Source organism: Sphingorhabdus sp. SMR4y, from assembly GCF_002218195.1.
Taxonomy (GTDB): domain Bacteria; phylum Pseudomonadota; class Alphaproteobacteria; order Sphingomonadales; family Sphingomonadaceae; genus Parasphingorhabdus.
In genome coordinates, this window is sequence record NZ_CP022336.1 from 1,258,008 (window position 1) to 1,276,486 (window position 18,479).

An 18,479-nucleotide genomic window follows, 5' to 3' on the forward strand; every position below is an offset into this window, starting at 1 on the left:
TCCAAGGACCAAAAATGATTCCACGCTATTCCCGCCCCGAAATGGTTGCCCTCTGGGAACCCGAATCGAAATTCCAGATCTGGTTCGAGATTGAAGCACACGCCACCGATGCTCTTGCCGAACTGGGCGTGGTGCCGAAAGAAGCGGCCGAAGCGATCTGGGCCAAGGGCAAGTTCGACGTGGAGCGGATCGACGAGATCGAGCGCGAAGTGAAACATGACGTGATCGCCTTCCTGACCAATGTCGCGGAAAATGTCGGCGAAGAAGCGCGCTTCATGCATCAGGGCATGACCTCCAGCGATGTTCTCGACACCTGCCTCGCGGTGCAGCTGGCGCGCGCCTCCGACATCTTGCTGGATGATATCGACGCCCTGCTCGCGGCGATCAAGAAACGCGCCTATGAGCATAAATTTACCCCCACCATCGGCCGCAGTCACGGCATCCACGGCGAGCCCGTCACCTTTGGTCTGAAGCTGGCACAGGCCTATGCCGAATTCGAACGCAATCGCGAACGGCTGGTCGCCGCGCGCAAGGAAGTCGCCACCTGCGCGATTTCCGGCGCGGTCGGCACCTTTGCGAATATCGATCCCAAGGTCGAGGAACATGTCGCCGCAAAACTGGGTCTGGAAGTCGAACCGGTTTCCACCCAGGTCATCCCGCGCGACCGCCACGCGCAATTTTTTGCGACGCTCGGCGTGATTGCCTCGTCGGTGGAACGGCTCGCGGTCGAAGTCCGCCATCTGCAGCGCACCGAAGTGCTCGAAGCGGAAGAATATTTCTCGCCGGGCCAGAAGGGCAGCAGCGCAATGCCGCACAAGCGCAACCCGATCCTGACCGAAAACCTCACCGGCCTCGCCCGCATGGTCCGCAGCTATGCCCTCCCGGCGATGGAAAATGTCGCCCTGTGGCACGAACGCGATATTTCACACAGTTCGGTCGAACGGATGATCGGCCCCGACGCGACCATCACTCTCGACTTTGCTCTCGGCCGGCTCACCGGCGTGATCGAGAAATTGCTGATCTATCCCGAGCGGATGCAGAAGAATCTCGACCGCATGGGCGGCCTGGTCCACTCGCAGCGGGTCCTGCTGGCGCTCACCCAGGCCGGCATCAGCCGCGAGGACAGCTACCGCATCGTTCAGCGCAACGCGATGAAGGTCTGGGAATCGGACGGCGAAATCGCCCTACTCGACCTGCTCAAGGCCGATCCCGACGTTACCGCCAAACTGTCCGACGAAGAACTGGAAGAGCGTTTCAACCTCGATTATCATTTCAAGCATGTCGACACGATCTTTGCCCGGGTTTTCGGAGAATAGCGCCTTTTTCGGGGCGGTTGCATAGCATCTGGCCACTGGCCTTTTTTAGGACTAGGATAGGCTAGAACACGGCATAAAGGGTGCGGCATGCAATTCATCAAAATCCTCTTCTGGGTCCTCCTGCTGGTGGCGACGTTCATTTTCTGGTGGACCAACGAGGCGCGCGCCTCGCTGGATCTGGGCGCGGCGCTTGTCGAGGCCAGGGTTTCAACCTTTGTCGTCGGCGCTTTCCTGCTCGGCTTCCTGCCGACCTGGCTGCTGCTGAGAGGCTCCAAATGGCGGCTCTCCCGCCGGATCAAGACGCTGGAGGAAGCCGCAAGACCGGCGCCCCCTCCCGCATCCACCGCCAACCGGACACCGGCCCCTGCCGCTGCACCGGTCACGCCCCCGACGCCAACCGCCGCAGCCGAACCCGCTCCGGCGGTATCATCCATTGATAACAAGAAAGCGCCCGACGCATGAGCAACCCGATTTTCGTCGCAATCGACACGCCGGATCTAGATCGGGCCGTCGCGATTGCACAGTCGGTCACGGGCCATGTCGGCGGGCTGAAGCTCGGCCTCGAATTTTTCTGCGCCCACGGCCACCATGGCGTGCATGAAATCCAGAAGCTCGATTTGCCGATCTTTCTCGATCTCAAGCTGCACGATATTCCCAACACGGTTGCCAAGGCGATGCAGGCGATCAACGTGCTCGAACCGGCGATCGTGACCATCCACGCCTCCGGCGGCCGCGCGATGATGGAAGACGCCAAGGCGGCGGCGAACGAACATACCAAGGTGGTCGGCGTGACTCTGCTGACTTCGCTCGACGAACGCGATATGGGCCGGATTGGCTATACAGGCACGCCGCATGACCAGGTAGAGCGACTGGCCGACCTCGCCCGCGAAGCGGGACTGGATGGCATCGTCTGTTCCGGCAATGAAGTGGCTGCGGCGCACAAAATCTGGAAAGACGGCTTTTTCGTCGTCCCCGGCCTCCGCCCCAAAGGCGGCGCGATGGGCGACCAGAAACGGGCGGTGACGCCGCGGCAAGCACGCGACAATGGCGCGAGCGTGCTGGTGATCGGCCGGCCAATTACCGGAGCGGACAATCCCAATGCAGCAGCGCGGGCGATCGAGGCGACGCTTTAGCAAGTCATCGTCATCCTGAACTTGTTTCAGGACCCCAACCGGCTCAGCATAATCTCACGGGATCCTGAAACAAGTTCAGGATGACGAACATGCTTGGCCGCGCTAATAGCCCTTGCATGCAAACCCAAATCAAGATCTGCGGTCTTTCCACCGAAACCGCCATTGACGCCGCGATCCAAGCGGGTGCCGACTATATCGGCCTCGTCCATTTCCCGAAAAGTCCGCGCCATGTGTCGCTCGAACGGGCCGCCAAGCTACGCACCTATGCGGCACAGCGGGTCAAGACAGTGCTGCTGCTCGTCAACGCCGACCCGGCATCGACCGGCCAAGCGATCGCGGAAGTGAAACCCGACGTCATTCAGTTCCATGGCAGCGAGACTCCGGAATGGCTGAAACTGGTAGCCGACAACAGCGGACTCGAAATCTGGAAAGCGCTGGGTGTCAAAGACAAACCCACTTTGGCAAAATCCAGCCGCTATCTCGGCGCGGCGGACCGGCTTCTGTTCGATGCCCCGGCCAAGGCTTTGCCCGGCGGTACCGGGACCTCCTTTGACTGGTCCCTGCTGGCGGATCATCACCATCAGATCGACTGGGGCCTCGCCGGGGGCCTTGACCCGGATAATGTCGCAAGCGCTCTCAACGGAACCCACGCCCCGCTGGTCGATGTCTCCTCCGGCGTCGAATCCGCGCCCGGCGTCAAACAGGTGGACAAGATCGCCGCCTTTTGCCAAGCGGTGCGGGACTATGACGCGTCCAAGTAAGACCCGTTCGCCCTGAGCCTGTCGAAGGGTGATTGCCGCAAGGGTTCCTGCTTCGACAAGCTCAGCACGAACGGATATGATCGCACCATGAACGACACACCCCCCAACAGCTTCCGCAACCAGCCTGATGACCGTGGCCATTTCGGCGAATTCGGCGGGCGCTATGTCGCCGAAACCTTGATGCCGCTGATTCTCGATCTGGAAAAACATTATCGCGCGGCACAGGCCGACCCGGCGTTCGAGGAAGAGTTCAACGACCTGCTGCAAAATTATGTCGGCCGGCCCTCGCCGCTCTATTATGCCGAAAGCCTGACCGAGGAAGTCCGCAAGGATGCACCGGAAGGAAAAGGCGCGCAAATCTGGTTCAAGCGCGACGAGCTCAACCACACCGGCGCGCACAAGATCAACAATTGCATCGGGCAGATATTGCTGGCGAAGCGCATGGGCAAAACCCGGATCATCGCGGAAACCGGCGCCGGCCAGCATGGCGTGGCGACGGCGACCGTCTGCGCCCGCTTTGGCCTCCCCTGCACCATCTTCATGGGCGCAACCGATGTCGCGCGGCAGAAGCCCAATCTGTTCCGGATGAAATTGCTTGGCGCCGAAGTGGTGCCGGTGACCAGCGGCGCAGCGACGCTGAAAGACGCGATGAACGAAGCGCTGCGCGACTGGGTCGCCAATGTGCACGACACATTCTACATCATCGGCACCGCCGCCGGTCCACACCCCTATCCCGAACTGGTCCGCGATTTCCAGAGCGTGATCGGCAAGGAAGCTCGCGCCCAGATGCTCGAGCGCACCGGTCGCCTGCCCGATATGCTGGTCGCGGCCATTGGCGGCGGTAGCAATGCCATCGGCCTGTTCCACCCGTTTCTCGATGATCCGGACGTCAAGATGCTGGGCATCGAAGCGGCCGGCCATGGTCTGGACAAGGAACATGCGGCGAGCCTCGCCGGCGGCGGGCCGGGCATCCTCCACGGCAACAAGACCTATCTGCTGCAGGACGAGGACGGCCAGATCACCGAGGCCCATTCGATCAGCGCCGGCCTCGACTATCCCGGCATTGGTCCCGAGCATAGCTGGCTGAAGGAATCCGGCCGCGTCGATTATGACAGCGCCACAGACAAAGAAGCGCTCGACGCCTTCCAGCTGCTCTGCCGCACCGAAGGTATCATTCCCGCGCTCGAACCGAGCCACGCGATTGCAGCGGTAGTGCGCGAAGCGGTGAAGATGGATCGGGACAAGATCATTCTCGCCAACCTGTGCGGGCGCGGTGACAAGGATATTTTCACTGTCGCCGAGGCTTTGGGGACGGAGATATGATCGCTGAAATTCTCAAGCGATCTTTTACACGAGCCACCGGAGCGACACTGTTAGCTATTTTGGGTGTATTTTTGTTTCAGTATTTTGCTGACAATCCAATGCCTATGGAATCCGACGAATTGGCGATATTCCTTCCCATCATATTCATTTCAACTTTGTTGGCCTCGTTGCCCAATGACCAAGGTAGCTCATGACCCGTCTCTCCCAATCCTTCCCCGCCGACCGCGCGGCGCTCGTCGCCTTTGTGACCGCTGGCGATCCGACCCCGGCCGATACCGGTGCCATTCTCGACGCGCTTGTCGAAGGCGGCGCGGACATCATCGAACTCGGCATGCCGTTCACCGATCCGATGGCCGATGGTCCCTCGATCCAGGAAGCGGATATCCGCAGTCTGGCCGCGGGCACGAAAACCACCGATATTTTCAATATGGCGAAGGAATTCCGCCAGCGTCACCCTGACACGCCGCTGGTGCTGATGGGCTATGCCAATCCGATGACCATCCGGGGTTCCGACTGGTTCGCCAATGCCTGCGTCAACGCCGGTGTCGATGCCGTGATCTGCGTCGATATCCCGGTCGAGGAAGATGAAAGCCTCGGCGACGCTCTCCGCGCTAAGGAAGTTGCGGTGATCCGGCTTGCTACGCCGACCACCGATGCAAAACGCCTGCCTGAGATTTTGAACAATGCGAGTGGCTTTCTATACTATGTCTCCGTCGCCGGGATTACCGGCCAGCAACAGGCGGCACAGGCGAGCATCGAAGAGGCCGTTGCGCGCCTCAAAGCCGGCACCGACCTGCCCGTTGCCGTCGGCTTTGGCGTACGCACGCCGGAACAGGCTGCCGAGATCGCCCGCGTTGCGGATGGCGTCGTCGTCGGCTCGGCGATTGTTGAGATTGTCGGCGAATATGGCAAGGATGCCGCGCCGCATGTCAGGGACTATGTAAAATCGCTTTCCGATGCTATCAGGGCCGCCAGAGAAATCTAAAGGTCAACAACCGTTCGCATCGAGCGTAGTCGAGATACCGGCGTGCAAAAAGTCTCTCGACTTCGCTCGAGACGAACGGATCAAACGAAAAGGGTAATTCATGTCCTGGCTAAGCAATGTCCGCAAAAAGATCGCGTCGATCACCAAGAAGGAAACGCCTGACAATCTCTGGCACAAGTGCAAGAAATGCGAAGCGATGGTGTTCCTCAAGGAATATCAGGACAATATGTATATCTGCCCGAAATGCGACCATCACGGCCGTATCGGACCGATGACCCGCTTTGCCCAGATCATGGACGAAAACAGCTGGAAACTGATTCCCTGGGCCCCGGTTCAGGAAGACCCGCTCAAGTTCAAGGACCAGAAGAAATATACCGACCGGCTGAAAGAGGCCCGCGCTAAGACCAGTGAGCAGGACGCGCTGATCAACGTCAAGGGCACGATCGAGAGCGTCCCCTGCGTCGTCGGCGTGCAGGATTTTGCCTTCATGGGCGGCTCCATGGGGCTGGCAGTCGGACAGGCCTTCGTCGACGGGGCCAAGCGCGCGCTCAAGGACCAGTGCCCCTATATCATCTTCACCGCCGCTGGCGGTGCGCGGATGCAGGAGGGGATTCTCTCGCTAATGCAGATGCCCAAGACCACCGTGGCGATTTCGATGCTGCGCGAGGCGGGTATCCCGTTCATCGTCGTGCTGACCGACCCGACCACCGGCGGTGTCACCGCCAGCTATGCAATGCTCGGCGACGTACATATTTCCGAACCCGGCGCGATGATCGGCTTTGCCGGCCAGCGGGTGATCGAGAATACCATCCGCGAAAAACTGCCCGAGGGCTTCCAGACGGCAGAGTATCTGCTCGAGCACGGCATGGTCGACATGGTCGTACACCGCAAGGAACTGCGCGCAACACTGGCCCAGGTGATGGGCTATCTGATGGCATGGAAAGACGCGGCCTAAATCCCCCTCCCGCTAGCGGGAGGGGTTAGGGGTGGGAATATCTCCATGATCAGGACCGCCGATTCCAATATTAAGGCCCACCCCCGACCCCTCCCGCAGGCGGGAGGGGAGTAGATGGCCGACGGCGCGCGTTCCGATCATCCGGCGGTCCAGAAACAGCTCGACCGACTCGAGATGCTTTCGCCCGGCCGCGATGTGCTTGGGCTGGAGCGGATCAGCGAAGTCCTGAACCGTCTCGGCAATCCGCAGGACAAAGTGCCCCCCGTCTTCCACGTCGCCGGCACCAATGGCAAGGGTTCGACCTGCGCCTTCCTGCGCGCTGCAATCGAAGCGGAAGGGCTGAAGGCCCATGTCTACACCAGCCCGCATCTGGTCCGCTTCAATGAGCGCATCCGGCTGGCCGGCAAGCTGGTCGAGGATGATTATCTCGCCGACCTGCTCGCGCGGGTGCTCGACAGCAGCGAGGATATCAATCCCAGTTTCTTTGAAGCAACCACCGCCGCGGCCTTCCTTGCCTTCTCCGAAATTCCCGCCGATGCCTGCATTCTGGAAGTCGGTCTTGGCGGCCGGCTCGATGCAACCAATATCATCAGAAATCCCGTCGCCACCGGCATAGCGGCGCTCGGCATCGATCACGAAGCCTTTCTGCTGTCGCCCGAAGACGGCACGCCCGCCGATCCGATGGTCCGCATTGCCTGGGAAAAGGCCGGTATTGCCAAGAAAAACGCCCCGCTGCTGACGCAAAAATATGCTGCGGACATGCTGCACGCCGTCGCCGATCATGCTGCCAATATCGGCGCGCATCATTGCCCGCGCGGCGAAGAATGGGACGCCGCAATTTACGAAGGCCAGCTCCACTACAGGGATGCGCGCGGGAAGCTCAACCTGCCCCTGCCCGCTCTGGTCGGCGCGCATCAGGCGGACAATGCCGCGCTCGCCGTCGCGATGTTGCGCCATCAAAACGCGCTCTGCATTTCCGACGCCGCGCTCAAGGCCGCCATGGGCTGGGCGCAATGGCCGGGGCGGATGCATTTCCTGATCGCCGGACCGGTCACCCATTTGCTGCCACCAGATGCCGAAGTCTGGGTCGACGGCGGCCATAATGTCAGTGCCGGCCTGGCCCTCGCCAAGCATTTTGCCGATTATGAAGCCGGCTCAATCGATCTGCTGATCGGCATGCTGGCAAACAAGGACCCGGCCGCAATCATCGCGCCGCTGCACGAGAAACTGGCCAGCGTGACAGTGATCCCGGTGCCGGGCCATGAATCGCACGCGCTGGGTGACTATCCGGATGCGGCTGCGCCCATGGCCAAAGCAGACGATATGGATTCCGCGCTGCGGTCGCTGAAGATCGCGCCGGGCAAAACAGTGCTGATCGCGGGATCGCTCTATCTGGCCGGAGACGTGCTCAAGGCAAACGAGCAGGTTCCGGACTAGGCGCCCTTCAAGGCGGTCTGATCAATCCCCGACCTGGCCCCGAGACGCGAAATGCGTATCCATTCAACGATGCAGATTATCACCGCGATTCCGCCCATGAGCGTGGTCAGGATGAAGACCTGGAAATAGCCCTGCTCCTCGATCATCTGGCCCAGTGCACCGCGGCCCAACGTCCCGACCAGCATTGTAAGCGAAGAAAGAAGCGCGTATTGGACCGCGCTGTAGCCCTTGGCGACAATCGACGACAGATAGGCGACAAAGGCTGCTCCGGCGATACCGACCGCAATATTCTCACCGGCGATCGCCATCATCAGCTTCGCAAGCCCGGCATCCCCGCCGAGATTGGCAACCAGCCAGGTAAAGCCGGTCAGATCACTGACCGATTGCACCACTGCCCCGCCTCTCGCCAGATCGGCGTAGAGCAGGTTGGTCGCAGCTGCGAGCACAGCGCCCAGGGTAAGGGTCAACATGCGGCCCAGAGTGGTGAGCATATAGCCACCAGCCGCGAGACCGATCATTAACGCGCCGATGCCGAAGAATTTCGACGCCACGGCCACTTCGTCCTTGGTATATTGAAGCTCGCCCAGATAGAACGGATAGGCGAAGCTGCCCCAGATAGAATCCGTGATGCGATAGGTCAGAACCAGACCCAATATGACAATCAGCGCCCAGCCCAGCCGTCCGACAAATTCGGTGAGGGGAAGCACCAGCGCGCGATAGCCGTGATCAAGAAACCGTCCGGCAGTGGATTCAGCGGGGACATCCCTGGTCAGAAGATATTGGCCCTTGCGTTCCAGACGCACCAGAAATGCAGAAATGAGAACGGGAATGACAACCGTTGCCACAACGATCAGCGGCCCCATCGTTGAAATGAAGGCGACAGAATCCGGACGCGTCTCCGGATCGCTTCCCAGCGACTGGACCATGAAGGTTCCGACCGTCAGCAAGGCCCAGCCCCACAGGATTGCCACAGCCAGCAACGCCCATCCACGAACACGCGGATCAAGCTGGCCGGTTTTCCGCAGGCCGTGCTCGTCGGCCATTTCGGTGGCGGTCTGAACCTTTGTCTCTGCATCCGGCGCGAACAGGCCGGCAAAACCGATCAGCAGCATGACCGCTCCCATCGTCAGGTAAACAGTAGGCCAGTCGGTCCGCTCCGCAAGGAAAAGGGCCAGTGCACCACCGACCAGTGCGGCGATCCGGTACCCCATTTGATAAACGGTCGAGAGGATATCTATCGTCGCAACTTCATCGGCGACGTCGACCCGCCATGCATCGATGACAACATCCTGCGTAGCTGATGCAAAAGCACCTATTCCCGCCAGCAAGGAAAACCATCCGATGGACGAAACCGGATTCAACATCGCCAGAATGACCAGAATTGCACCGAGCAACAATTGCGCCGTAACGATCCATTGCTTCCGCTTTCCCAGCTTCTTCAGAAGCGGAACATCGATCCGGTCAAGCGCCGGTGACCAAAGAAACTTGAATGCATAGGCTAATCCGATCAGCGAAAAGACGCCCATCGTTTCGAGATCAACCTCGGCATCGGAAAGCCAGGCATAGAGAGTCCCGAGCAGCAGTGCATAAGGCAAACCCGCTGCAAAACCAAAAATGGTCATGAACAGCGTTTTGCGATTGCCCAGTGACGCAATAACTTTGCGCCATCCCAATTTTTCTGCCTGCTCACTCACGCCAAACTCTCCCTCGAATTGGAGGAATCATTAGCGCCTATTCACCTGAATGCCAGCTTGATTTTGCTACAGATCAGATATCGAGCAGCTTCGCCGCGACAATCGGACCCGCCCCCGGGCGCTGCACGACGATCGCATATTTGTCTGCGCCACCCACCCGCAAATCGGCGCGCGACAGGGGAAAGCGTGCCCGCTGCCCGCGCCAGCTTCCAAGCTTGCGCTCCGCCTTGACCACATTGACATAATGCATCGTCCGCCCGCCATTCTCGCCACGCCCGACGCGCACGGTTTCCGAAGAACTGAGCGCGATCAGCGACACGCTCGCCAGATAGTCGGACTGGCCGCTGATCGTGACCGTCATCCGGCCCTCGCTGTCGGTTGCCGCGCTGATCCGGGGGCCGTTGCGGTCGGCCCGCCGGACCAGCGAGCGGATATCATTTTCCCGTGAACCGATCGCGCCACCGCCACCATTGACAATCATTTGCGGAGTATAGACCCCCGATCCTTCATTGCCCCTTGCTGCATAAGCCCGCTGCAAGCGCGTATTATCCTCGCGCGCCAGCGTGTCCTTCCAGCCGAGCCGGTCCCAGTACGTCACCGGTCGCGTGATCACCAGCAGGGAGCTGTCTTTAGCCAGCCGTCTGGCCAGCAGATCGGCAGGGGGGCAGGACGAGCACCCCTGGCTGGTGAACAACTCGATGACCACCGGACCGGAGATTCCGGCATCATCGGGCACCCGAACCGCGCTGGCTGCAGAGACCGGTGCCAGTTGCGTGGCAAGGACACCGGCAAGGGCCAGTCCTGCTATCAGCACAGCTATGACAATTTTTCGCATTTCCGGCTCCAATCGGGTGACAATAGCTGTTCGCGCCCGTGAAACCAGAGGTTACAGATTGCAGACAGCGCATTTTTCCGCCATGGGACCGGCCCATGACCGAAGAGAAACCAGCCAAGATATATCGCGCAAAACCGACCCCCGGAGCGAAGGCCCCGGCGGCCGCCAAAGCGCCTGCGAGCGACGTTCGCGAAGGCCAGCGCATTGCCAAGCTTCTGGCCCGCGCCGGCGTGGCGTCGCGGCGTGAAATAGAGCGGATGATCGATGCGGGACGGATCGAGCTGAACGGCGATCCGGTCGAGCATCCTTCGCTGTTGCTCAAGAACCTGACCGGCATCACTGTCGATGGCAAGCCGGTGGCAGAGCCCTCCCCGGCGAAATTATACCGCTTTCACAAGCCCAATGGCTATCTGACCGCAGAGCGCGACTTTTCCGGCAAGAAGACGATCTACGACGTCCTGCCCAAGGATATGGAGCGGATCATGCCGATCGGTCGGCTCGACATGAACACCGAGGGCCTGCTGCTGATGACCACCGACGGCGAGTTCAAGCGGCAGATGGAATTGCCGAAAAACGGCATCGAACGGTCCTACCGGGCGCGGACGTTCGGCGACATCACCCAGAACGAGCTCGAAGAACTCTATCGCGGCATTACCATTGACGGCATGCGCTACGGGCCGATCACCGCCAATCTGGAGCGGCGCACCGGCCGCAACCAGTGGATCGAAGTGACGCTGACCGAAGGCAAGAACCGCGAAGTCCGCCGGGTGCTGGAGCATTTTGGCCTGGAAGTCTCCCGCTTGATCCGCACCCGTTACGGCCCCTTCGTTCTGGGCGATTTGGAAAAAGGCGAGATTGAAGCGGTGCGCCAGCACGACCTGGTCCAGTTCCGGAAGACGCTGAAATGACCAAATGCGTTGCAAAACCCGTTCGTGCTGAGCCTGTCGAAGCACATGGTGTCAGCGCGAACGGTCCTTCGACAAGCTCAGGACGAACGGTTTAAGATGCGCATAATCGCAGGCCAATGGCGCGGACGGAAAATTGTTGCGCCGAAAGGCGACACCACCAGGCCGACCGCCGACCGCACGCGCGAGCGGCTGTTCTCGATGCTGACCAGCCGGCTCGGTGATTTTGAAGATTTGCAGATACTCGATCTGTTTTCCGGATCAGGCGCGCTGGGCCTGGAAGCACTGTCACGCGGCGCCGCCCATTGCACCTTCGTCGAGCAGGATCCCGAAGCGGTTCGGACGCTGGAAAAGAATATCGAGACGCTTGGCGCCGATGCCGATATCCGGATCGGTTCGGTCCTCCACCTCGGTGCAGCGCGCAAGGCCTATGATCTGATCCTGATGGACCCGCCCTATGATACGGGCGCCGGCGCGGTGGCGCTGGACAAGCTTGGCCGGCACGGGTGGTTCGCTCCATCGAGCTGGATTGCCGTCGAAACGGCGCGTCACGAAAAGGTGGAAGTGAAAGGCTTTGATCTTGATGTGGAACGGGACAGTGGCAAGGCGCGGCTGCACATCCTGCGCCCCGCCTAATTGGCACAAAGACTTGGCTAGCCGCCCATCATCGTCAATACAGACGCGGTTTCGCTGCCATGCTGGTAAAGTGTCGAATAGACGCTCATGCCGGTCATCATCAGGGTCGCGATTACCGCGCTGCCAAATAGTCTCTTGCTCATTTTCTGCTCCATGGGCGTGCCGTTAGCCGCCTTTGGTGAACAAATGGTGCATCGCAACAAAGATTACAACCTGCCCTTTCGGTCATGTCAAAATAGATATTGGCCTTGCCGCCCGCGCCGATGTTCCCTAACTGTTCACCCGTGACCGATACTGTCAAAATACCGAGCGAGAATGATCCTCCCTATGTCCGTGGCCTGAATGCGCCGCAGCGCGAGGCCGTGCTGACCAGCGAGGGTCCGGTGCTGGTGCTGGCCGGCGCCGGCACGGGTAAAACCGCGGCCCTGACGCGGCGAATCGCCCATATCGTCTATTCCCGCAAGGCCTGGCCGAGCGAGATTCTCGCGGTGACCTTCACCAACAAGGCCGCCCGCGAAATGAAGGAGCGGATCGGGGCAATCGTCGGCGAAAGCTTTGAAGGCATGCCCTGGCTCGGCACCTTCCACAGCATCGGCGCGAAAATGCTGCGCCGCCATGCCGAGATGGTCGGACTGCAGAGCAATTTCACCATTCTCGACACTGATGACCAGATTCGCCTGCTCAAGCAGTTGATCCAGGCCGAGGAAGTCGATGACAAGCGCTGGCCCGCCCGGATGCTCGCCGGTCTGATCGACCAGTGGAAGAACCGTGGTCTAAATCCTCAGGATCTCGATGCCAATGAGGCAGAGCGCTACGACAATGGCAAGGGCCAGCATTTCTACGCGCTCTATCAGGCGCGGCTGAAGGCGCTGAACGCCTGCGATTTCGGCGATCTGCTGCTGCACTCGCTGAACCTGCTCAAGAATCACCGCGAGATTCTCGAACGCTACCAGAAGCAGTTCAAATATATATTGGTCGACGAATATCAGGACACCAACAGCTCGCAATATCTCTGGCTGCGGTTGCTCGCGCAGAGCCACAAGAATATCTGCTGCGTCGGTGATGACGACCAGTCGATCTATTCATGGCGCGGCGCCGAAGTGGCCAATATCCTGAAGTTCGAAAAGGATTTTCCGGAAGCCAAAGTAGTCAAGCTGGAGCAGAATTACCGCTCGACGCCGCATATATTGGCCGCCGCATCCGGGCTGATCAACCATAATAGCGGCCGCCTCGGCAAGACTTTGTGGACCGAGGAAACCGAAGGCGACAAAGTGCAGGTGATCGGCGTCTGGGACGGTCCGGAAGAGGCCCGGCGCACCGGCGACGAGATCGAAGCGCTACAGCAGATCAAACAGGTGTCGCTGAACGATATCGCGATCCTGGTTCGCGCCCAGTTCCAGACCCGCGAATTTGAAGACCGCTTCATCTCGATCGGCATGCCCTACAAGATCATCGGCGGTTTCCGCTTCTACGAACGCGCCGAAATCCGCGATGCCCTGGCCTATCTTCGCGTGATCACCCAGCCCGCCGACGATCTCGCGTTCGAACGAATCGTCAATACGCCGAAGCGCGGCCTGGGCGACAAGACGGTCGAGAAAGTCCACCGGCTCGCCCGCGCGCAGGGCATTCCGCTGGCCGCTGCGGCGCTGAATATCTGCGATACCGACGAGCTGCCGCCGCGCGCGCGCAACACCTTGCTCGAGCTGATGCGCAATTTCGGCCGCTGGCGGGAGATGGCCGCCAATACCGACCATGCCGAGCTAACCCGGATCGTGCTCGACGAGTGCGGCTATACAACGATGCTGCAGGCCGACCGTTCGACCGAGGCCGCCGGCCGTCTGGAAAACCTGACCGAACTCGCCCGCGCGATGGAAGAATATGAGACGCTCGGCGATTTTCTGGAACATGTCAGCCTCGTGATGGACAATGATGCCCGCGACGACGAGCCCAAGGTCACGATCATGACCATGCACGGCGCCAAGGGTCTGGAATACGACCATGTTTTCTGTGCCGGCTGGGAGGAAGGCGTCTTCCCTTCACAGCGCAGCATCGACGAGGGCGGCAATGCCAGCCTCGAGGAAGAACGCCGCCTCGCCTATGTCGCAATCACCCGCGCCAAGCAGAAATGCACCATATTCCATGCTGCCAACCGGCGGATCTACGGCCAATGGACCAGTTCCATCCCCTCGCGCTTCATAGACGAACTGCCAGAAGACCATGTCGAGCATGAAAGCAGCATGAGCGGCGGCGAAAGCCTGTGGCGCGCCAACTGGAGCGAAAACAGCGATCCCTTCGCCCATCTCGCTGCGACCAATGCCACCCGCGCCGGCAAACGCGGGCCCGGCTGGCAACGCGCCGCCTCGTCCGGCTTCGACAAGAAACCCCGCGTCATCAAGGAAGCCCGCCGCAGCGCCGTCTCCCTCGGCAACAAGGGCCGCGACGACGTAAAAGTCGGCATGCGCGTGTTCCACACCAAGTTCGGCTATGGCGAAGTGAAGGTAAAGGAAGGCAACAAGCTGGAAATCGCGTTCGAAAAGAGCGGTGACAAGAGGGTTTTGGATAGTTTTGTCGAGGTGGCCTAGCCCCCTGCCGTTCGTCCTGAGCCTGTCGACCCGAAGGGCGAGCGCAGCTCAACGACAGCTCTCGCCGCAAGGCGTGGTTCGACAAGCTCACCACTAACGGACACGTCCACTAACCCTTCCCTTTTAAAGGAGGGGATCAAGGGGTGGGATAGCCGCGAACCGGCTCGATGCCGGTGAGTGGCTTCCTTGCACTAGCTCGGCTCCCCCGCGCCACCACCCCAACCCCTCCTCCAAAGAGAAGGGGCTTGAGCCCTCACCCCACCACCGACATCTTCACCCCCAGCGCCTTCACTATCGCCAGCAGCGTATCGAGCGTCGGATTGCCGCCCTCGCCCAGCGCCTTGTAGAGCGCCGAACGCGACAGGCCGGTCTCTTTTTGCAGATCACTCATGCCGCGTGCGCGGGCGACATTGTTGAGGGCAATCCGTATTTCTTCCGCATCGCCTTCCTCGAACGCCACGGCGAGATATTCCGAGATCATTTCCTCACTATCGAGGAATTCCGTTGCATCCCACGGCTTAAGGTCCAACTGTTCAGCCATCAATAAATCTCATTATTTCTCGCCATCTCCTGCGCGCCGGCGATATCGGCATTTTGCCGTTTCTTCGTCCCGCCGCAGAGCAGTATGACAATTTCCCCATTCTGCCGCCGCGCAAAATAGAGCCGATATCCCGGACCATGGTCAACCCGCAATTCACTCACACCACCACCAACCGACTTCACGTCCCCGAAATTGCCCAGTGACAGACGGTCGATGCGCTGGACAATTTTCGCGATCGCTCTTCGGTCCTTGAGCCGTTTCAACCAGTGGACGAATGTCTGACTGCGGACAATCTCAACCATTGGCGCAATATCAATGATTAGGTATCATCTGTCTACTATAGTGCACAAAATGACCGCAACTGTCAATCCCCGAACATGCGCTTGATCTCCGGGGACCGGAATATCATCTCTCAATATCCCCCGCGTTTCCTTATTTTTTTCCTGCGAACCGCGAAAATTATCGCACCCAGACCGCCGACCAGCAGCACGATCAGACTATAAGCTATGATCAGACGCAGCTCCATATCAGACCTCGCCTCTGGACGCGTCATCATCGCTTTCCCCGGCAAATTCCAGGGTGATTTCCGCGTCCAGCCTGTCGCGCGGGCTGATATGGCCCGACTCGCGTTTTTCCGCCTGAATCGCTTCGAGACCCCATGCCTTTGCCGCAGCAGCAGCGACCTTGCGGCGGCTTTCCAGCGGGTCGTTGACCGCAAGGCCCAGGTGATGCGCTTCCTGCTCCCGGCAGGTCGATGCCTTTACACGCATGATTGTCGCTCTTTCTGTCCGCTCATTTGCCGCGATTGCTTTTCATATTTTCAAGCCCTGCAACAATGCCCGGCTTGGCCGAAGGATTGGAGGCGTTATTCTTGACCTTGGCCGCTTTCGGCTTGCGTATTTCCTTGTTGGATTTCTTCTGTGACTTGGCCATGATATTTCCTTTCGGAGGGGGGGGTGCCGGCCGCAGCCATCGGCTGCGCCGCGGAACGGGCGACGAATTGGGACGGCGAATGACGTCAAACTAACAGGCGGCAAAATTGTCCTGCCTCAGGAAAGCCGATCAGAGCCATTTCCGATCGTGAAGAGGCAATGCCGACGCGGGTCGCATTGATGCGATCACAGCGGCGTATCTTTCATATAGGATGCGATGACGGCGATTGTAAGGCGCACGCAAGCAGAAGGTCTCGGTCAGCCCTGCCGGGCGACCGTTAAAGTATCGCGTCGCCCAGATTCATCATCTTGCCGTTGGTGACTATCACACGGTCGCCCAGCCTGGCCTGTTCGAACAGGCGCCGCGCGAATTCCATCGGCACGCCGATGCAGCCGCGTGTGCCCCAGCCCCATTTGACATCCGATGCATGGATAGCAATGCCATCATTGGTCAGGCGCATCATATAGGGCATCGGCAAGCCATAGATGTTGGAGACATGATCCTTGCTCTTCTGGCTGATCGGAAAGACTCCGGTCGGAGTCGGTTTCCGGGAATCGCCAAAACTGATCACCGCAGCGCCGATTTCATAGCCGGCGCGAAATACGGAAATGCTCTCGGCCTCGAGATCGACGGTGATGACCAGTTCGCCATCCGGCACGCCTTCATCGTCCCATTTATAATAACCGTGAACGAACGGCTCGTCGATCTGGAGAATGCGCTTGATCACGAATTTGTCGCTCAGGGGCAGCTTTTCAGTCACGGCGGCCGGCTCTGCCACCTCTGGTTCAAGCGGAGCGGCGTTTTGCACAGCTGATTCTGGCACCCCGTTCTCGCTGGCTGTCGTCTGTGCTCGTACCGGCGGGGATTCGGGCCCGGCCCGGGTCAGCCCCATCAGCAACAGTGCGAGCATAGCCAGTGCCGTCAGCAGCAAAACCGTTGCGCTCACCCGATAGGCTATTTTTTCGACCATCGCTCACTCCATCAGTTAGGATATTGTTTACCATGGATTCGCAGCAGGAAATGGCCGATTTTTCCGCTGTCCCGCAGCGGAACGATGAATGCGAATATCTTAAGCGGCATCGTTAACCGCCGGATGGCGTAGGGCTAAAATTCCGGCTTCCGTTCATGAAACGATTGCAGCGCCCTGCGGCAATCGCTAGCAGCTGTTCGGTGATCACTTCCGCCCCGCATCCCTTCACAATCGCCAATTATCGCTACCTCTGGTTCTCGCGACTGGCATCGATGTTCGCGCTTTATGCGATGATGCTGATCCTCGGCTGGCAGGCCTATAATCTGGCGCGAGAAAGCATGGGAGTCAGCGCTTCTGCAGGGATATTGGGCCTGCTCGGCCTGCTGCAGTTCGTTCCGCTCTTCATCCTGACGCCGCTGGTCGGCTGGGTCGCCGATCATACGGACCGCCGCTGGATCGCCCGTATCGTGCTCGCGAGCCAGGCGCTGATCGCGCTGGCACTGGCGCTGCTGACCGCAACCGGCAGCATCACCTTGTGGAGCATCTATATCATTGCGGTGCTGCTTGGCGTCTGCCGCGCCTTTCTCGGCCCCGCGATCACCTCGCTGGCCCCCAATCTGGTTCCGAAAGCCTCTATTCCCCGCGCGATAGCGCTCTCGACTATCGCCTGGCAGGTCGGCGTCATCGCCGGACCGGGTATGGCCGGACCGCTCTACAAGGTTGACGCCGCCCTGCCCTATTTCGTCTGTGCCGGGCTTTACGGACTGGCGACACTGGCGATGTTCCTGATCGGGCCGGTGCCGCGTCCGGAAGCGGACAAGACCAGAGGCCCGCTGCAACAGGTCGGTGACGGCATGGCCTATGTCTGGACCAACAAGCTGGTGCTCGGCGCGATCACGCTGGATCTGCTGGTCATGTTTCTCGCCGGCGCGACCGCTATGATCCCGGTCTTTGCCAAGGACATACTGGATGCCGGCGAAATCGGCCTGTCGCTCCTCGCCGCTTCCCCGGCCGTCGGAGCAGTGATCGTCGCGTTGATCTTCTCCTTTGCCCCGCTCAGCAGGAATGTCGGCAACAGCATGCTCGTCGCCATGGCCGTGTTCGGTCTCGCTACCATCGGCTTCGGCCTCAGCACCAATCTCTACCTGTCGATGGCCTGCCTCGGGATTTGCGGTGCCGCCGACATGTTTGGCGTCTATGTCCGCAGTTCGCTGATCCAGCTGCACACGCCGGATGCCAAGCGCGGCCGCGTCGGCGCGGTCAGCCAGATGACGATCAGCGCCTCCAACGAACTCGGCGATGCCTTGTCCGGCGGTCTTGCCGTGCTGGTCGGTCCCATTGCCGCCATTGTCGCCGGCGGTGCCGGTGCTATAGTGGTGACGGGACTCTGGTCGCGCCTGTTCCCCCAACTGGGTGCTGCCAAGACTTTTGATCCGCCGGAGGACCTGCAGGGGGACGCGGCGAAACCATGAG

The 18,479-nt window shown here is 60.1% G+C and carries 21 protein-coding genes; 13 read left to right on the plus strand and 8 right to left on the minus strand.

Annotated features, from left to right (window positions below; translation table 11 throughout):
- Positions 1-14: 14 nt before the first annotated feature.
- From purB to SPHFLASMR4Y_RS05970, 9 genes are all read left to right on the plus strand, one after another.
- On the plus strand, positions 15-1,316 hold the full coding sequence (purB, locus tag SPHFLASMR4Y_RS05930) for an adenylosuccinate lyase (protein ID WP_089132734.1): 1,302 nt from the start codon (positions 15-17) through the stop codon (positions 1,314-1,316).
- Between the two features lie 87 nt (positions 1,317-1,403).
- Complete coding sequence (locus tag SPHFLASMR4Y_RS05935) at positions 1,404-1,778, plus strand: LapA family protein (RefSeq protein WP_089132735.1); 375 nt, start codon at positions 1,404-1,406, stop codon at positions 1,776-1,778.
- Positions 1,775-2,449, plus strand: coding sequence for an orotidine-5'-phosphate decarboxylase (pyrF, locus tag SPHFLASMR4Y_RS05940; protein WP_089132736.1), 675 nt, complete (start codon positions 1,775-1,777; stop codon positions 2,447-2,449). Before SPHFLASMR4Y_RS05935 ends, pyrF begins: the two co-directional genes overlap by 4 nt.
- Before the next feature lie 116 nt (positions 2,450-2,565).
- Positions 2,566-3,210 (plus strand): phosphoribosylanthranilate isomerase, encoded by a 645-nt coding sequence (locus SPHFLASMR4Y_RS05945; protein WP_089132737.1) that lies wholly within the window; start codon positions 2,566-2,568, stop codon positions 3,208-3,210.
- 87 nt (positions 3,211-3,297) lie between these two features.
- Positions 3,298-4,533: a tryptophan synthase subunit beta gene (gene trpB, locus SPHFLASMR4Y_RS05950; protein ID WP_089132738.1), complete on the plus strand. Its 1,236-nt coding sequence runs from the start codon at positions 3,298-3,300 to the stop codon at positions 4,531-4,533.
- Entirely contained in the window at positions 4,530-4,727 is a 198-nt protein-coding gene (locus tag SPHFLASMR4Y_RS05955; protein ID WP_089132739.1) for a hypothetical protein, read from the plus strand. Before trpB ends, SPHFLASMR4Y_RS05955 begins: the two co-directional genes overlap by 4 nt.
- Positions 4,724-5,518: a tryptophan synthase subunit alpha gene (gene trpA / locus SPHFLASMR4Y_RS05960; protein WP_089132740.1), complete on the plus strand. Its 795-nt coding sequence runs from the start codon at positions 4,724-4,726 to the stop codon at positions 5,516-5,518. Before SPHFLASMR4Y_RS05955 ends, trpA begins: the two co-directional genes overlap by 4 nt.
- Before the next feature lie 100 nt (positions 5,519-5,618).
- Complete coding sequence (gene accD, locus SPHFLASMR4Y_RS05965; RefSeq protein ID WP_089132741.1) at positions 5,619-6,473, plus strand: acetyl-CoA carboxylase, carboxyltransferase subunit beta; 855 nt, start codon at positions 5,619-5,621, stop codon at positions 6,471-6,473.
- A 114-nt stretch (positions 6,474-6,587) separates the two neighbouring features.
- Complete coding sequence (locus tag SPHFLASMR4Y_RS05970) at positions 6,588-7,910, plus strand: bifunctional folylpolyglutamate synthase/dihydrofolate synthase (protein ID WP_089132742.1); 1,323 nt, start codon at positions 6,588-6,590, stop codon at positions 7,908-7,910.
- Here SPHFLASMR4Y_RS05970 and SPHFLASMR4Y_RS05975 read toward each other — a convergent pair.
- Together SPHFLASMR4Y_RS05975 and SPHFLASMR4Y_RS05980 are read right to left on the minus strand one after the other, a co-directional pair.
- On the minus strand, positions 7,907-9,604 hold the full coding sequence (locus SPHFLASMR4Y_RS05975; RefSeq protein ID WP_260807090.1) for an AmpG family muropeptide MFS transporter: 1,698 nt from the start codon (positions 9,602-9,604) through the stop codon (positions 7,907-7,909). The genes SPHFLASMR4Y_RS05970 and SPHFLASMR4Y_RS05975 overlap by 4 nt on opposite strands.
- A 73-nt stretch (positions 9,605-9,677) precedes the next feature.
- Positions 9,678-10,439: a DUF1223 domain-containing protein gene (locus tag SPHFLASMR4Y_RS05980; protein ID WP_145955466.1), complete on the minus strand. Its 762-nt coding sequence runs from the start codon at positions 10,437-10,439 to the stop codon at positions 9,678-9,680.
- A 95-nt stretch (positions 10,440-10,534) separates the two neighbouring features.
- Between SPHFLASMR4Y_RS05980 and SPHFLASMR4Y_RS05985 the strand changes: the two genes are divergently transcribed.
- Both SPHFLASMR4Y_RS05985 and rsmD read left to right on the plus strand, forming a co-directional pair.
- Positions 10,535-11,347, plus strand: a complete 813-nt coding sequence (locus SPHFLASMR4Y_RS05985) for a pseudouridine synthase (protein WP_089132744.1) — start codon at positions 10,535-10,537, stop codon at positions 11,345-11,347.
- Positions 11,348-11,443: 96 nt separating this feature from the next.
- Complete coding sequence (gene rsmD / locus SPHFLASMR4Y_RS05990) at positions 11,444-11,980, plus strand: 16S rRNA (guanine(966)-N(2))-methyltransferase RsmD (protein ID WP_089132745.1); 537 nt, start codon at positions 11,444-11,446, stop codon at positions 11,978-11,980.
- A 17-nt stretch (positions 11,981-11,997) separates the two neighbouring features.
- Here rsmD and SPHFLASMR4Y_RS17325 read toward each other — a convergent pair whose 3' ends face one another.
- Positions 11,998-12,123: a hypothetical protein gene (locus tag SPHFLASMR4Y_RS17325; RefSeq protein WP_260807091.1), complete on the minus strand. Its 126-nt coding sequence runs from the start codon at positions 12,121-12,123 to the stop codon at positions 11,998-12,000.
- Positions 12,124-12,243: 120 nt separating this feature from the next.
- Between SPHFLASMR4Y_RS17325 and SPHFLASMR4Y_RS05995 the strand changes: the two genes are divergently transcribed.
- Positions 12,244-14,562, plus strand: a complete 2,319-nt coding sequence (locus tag SPHFLASMR4Y_RS05995; RefSeq protein ID WP_089132746.1) for an ATP-dependent helicase — start codon at positions 12,244-12,246, stop codon at positions 14,560-14,562.
- Positions 14,563-14,815: 253 nt separating this feature from the next.
- Here SPHFLASMR4Y_RS05995 and SPHFLASMR4Y_RS06000 read toward each other — a convergent pair whose 3' ends face one another.
- The 5 genes from SPHFLASMR4Y_RS06000 to SPHFLASMR4Y_RS06015 all read right to left on the minus strand — a co-directional run bounded on the left by SPHFLASMR4Y_RS06000 (position 14,816) and on the right by SPHFLASMR4Y_RS06015 (position 17,006).
- Complete coding sequence (locus SPHFLASMR4Y_RS06000) at positions 14,816-15,103, minus strand: addiction module antidote protein (protein ID WP_089132747.1); 288 nt, start codon at positions 15,101-15,103, stop codon at positions 14,816-14,818.
- Positions 15,103-15,405 carry a type II toxin-antitoxin system RelE/ParE family toxin gene (locus SPHFLASMR4Y_RS06005; protein WP_089132748.1) on the minus strand — a complete coding sequence of 101 codons (303 nt, stop codon included), beginning with the start codon at positions 15,403-15,405 and terminating at the stop codon, positions 15,103-15,105. Before SPHFLASMR4Y_RS06005 ends, SPHFLASMR4Y_RS06000 begins: the two co-directional genes overlap by 1 nt.
- A gap of 225 nt (positions 15,406-15,630) precedes the next feature.
- Complete coding sequence (locus tag SPHFLASMR4Y_RS06010; protein ID WP_089132749.1) at positions 15,631-15,873, minus strand: hypothetical protein; 243 nt, start codon at positions 15,871-15,873, stop codon at positions 15,631-15,633.
- Positions 15,874-15,895: 22 nt separating this feature from the next.
- Positions 15,896-16,036 (minus strand): hypothetical protein, encoded by a 141-nt coding sequence (locus SPHFLASMR4Y_RS17040; RefSeq protein WP_186266055.1) that lies wholly within the window; start codon positions 16,034-16,036, stop codon positions 15,896-15,898.
- Positions 16,037-16,313: 277 nt separating this feature from the next.
- Entirely contained in the window at positions 16,314-17,006 is a 693-nt protein-coding gene (locus SPHFLASMR4Y_RS06015; protein ID WP_260807092.1) for a L,D-transpeptidase family protein, read from the minus strand.
- Between the two features lie 155 nt (positions 17,007-17,161).
- Between SPHFLASMR4Y_RS06015 and SPHFLASMR4Y_RS06020 the strand changes: the two genes are divergently transcribed.
- Positions 17,162-18,478: an MFS transporter gene (locus tag SPHFLASMR4Y_RS06020; protein WP_089132750.1), complete on the plus strand. Its 1,317-nt coding sequence runs from the start codon at positions 17,162-17,164 to the stop codon at positions 18,476-18,478.
- The last annotated feature ends 1 nt before the right edge of the window (position 18,479 follow it).

Excerpts from the sequence above, each read along its gene's own strand:
- purB (WP_089132734.1), top strand. The coding sequence starts at position 15 with ATGATTCCACGCTATTCCCGCCCCGAAATGGTTGCCCTCTGGGAACCC.
- SPHFLASMR4Y_RS05935 (WP_089132735.1), top strand. The coding sequence starts at position 1,404 with ATGCAATTCATCAAAATCCTCTTCTGGGTCCTCCTGCTGGTGGCGACG.
- pyrF (WP_089132736.1), top strand. The coding sequence starts at position 1,775 with ATGAGCAACCCGATTTTCGTCGCAATCGACACGCCGGATCTAGATCGG.
- SPHFLASMR4Y_RS05945 (WP_089132737.1), top strand. The coding sequence starts at position 2,566 with ATGCAAACCCAAATCAAGATCTGCGGTCTTTCCACCGAAACCGCCATT.
- trpB (WP_089132738.1), top strand. The coding sequence starts at position 3,298 with ATGAACGACACACCCCCCAACAGCTTCCGCAACCAGCCTGATGACCGT.
- SPHFLASMR4Y_RS05955 (WP_089132739.1), top strand. The coding sequence starts at position 4,530 with ATGATCGCTGAAATTCTCAAGCGATCTTTTACACGAGCCACCGGAGCG.
- trpA (WP_089132740.1), top strand. The coding sequence starts at position 4,724 with ATGACCCGTCTCTCCCAATCCTTCCCCGCCGACCGCGCGGCGCTCGTC.
- accD (WP_089132741.1), top strand. The coding sequence starts at position 5,619 with ATGTCCTGGCTAAGCAATGTCCGCAAAAAGATCGCGTCGATCACCAAG.
- SPHFLASMR4Y_RS05970 (WP_089132742.1), top strand. The coding sequence starts at position 6,588 with ATGGCCGACGGCGCGCGTTCCGATCATCCGGCGGTCCAGAAACAGCTC.
- SPHFLASMR4Y_RS05980 (WP_145955466.1), bottom strand. The coding sequence starts at position 10,439 with ATGCGAAAAATTGTCATAGCTGTGCTGATAGCAGGACTGGCCCTTGCC.
- SPHFLASMR4Y_RS05985 (WP_089132744.1), top strand. The coding sequence starts at position 10,535 with ATGACCGAAGAGAAACCAGCCAAGATATATCGCGCAAAACCGACCCCC.
- rsmD (WP_089132745.1), top strand. The coding sequence starts at position 11,444 with ATGCGCATAATCGCAGGCCAATGGCGCGGACGGAAAATTGTTGCGCCG.
- SPHFLASMR4Y_RS17325 (WP_260807091.1), bottom strand. The coding sequence starts at position 12,123 with ATGAGCAAGAGACTATTTGGCAGCGCGGTAATCGCGACCCTGATGATG.
- SPHFLASMR4Y_RS05995 (WP_089132746.1), top strand. The coding sequence starts at position 12,244 with ATGTTCCCTAACTGTTCACCCGTGACCGATACTGTCAAAATACCGAGC.
- SPHFLASMR4Y_RS06000 (WP_089132747.1), bottom strand. The coding sequence starts at position 15,103 with ATGGCTGAACAGTTGGACCTTAAGCCGTGGGATGCAACGGAATTCCTC.
- SPHFLASMR4Y_RS06005 (WP_089132748.1), bottom strand. The coding sequence starts at position 15,405 with ATGGTTGAGATTGTCCGCAGTCAGACATTCGTCCACTGGTTGAAACGG.
- SPHFLASMR4Y_RS06010 (WP_089132749.1), bottom strand. The coding sequence starts at position 15,873 with ATGCGTGTAAAGGCATCGACCTGCCGGGAGCAGGAAGCGCATCACCTG.
- SPHFLASMR4Y_RS17040 (WP_186266055.1), bottom strand. The coding sequence starts at position 16,036 with ATGGCCAAGTCACAGAAGAAATCCAACAAGGAAATACGCAAGCCGAAA.
- SPHFLASMR4Y_RS06015 (WP_260807092.1), bottom strand. The coding sequence starts at position 17,006 with ATGGTCGAAAAAATAGCCTATCGGGTGAGCGCAACGGTTTTGCTGCTG.
- SPHFLASMR4Y_RS06020 (WP_089132750.1), top strand. The coding sequence starts at position 17,162 with ATGAAACGATTGCAGCGCCCTGCGGCAATCGCTAGCAGCTGTTCGGTG.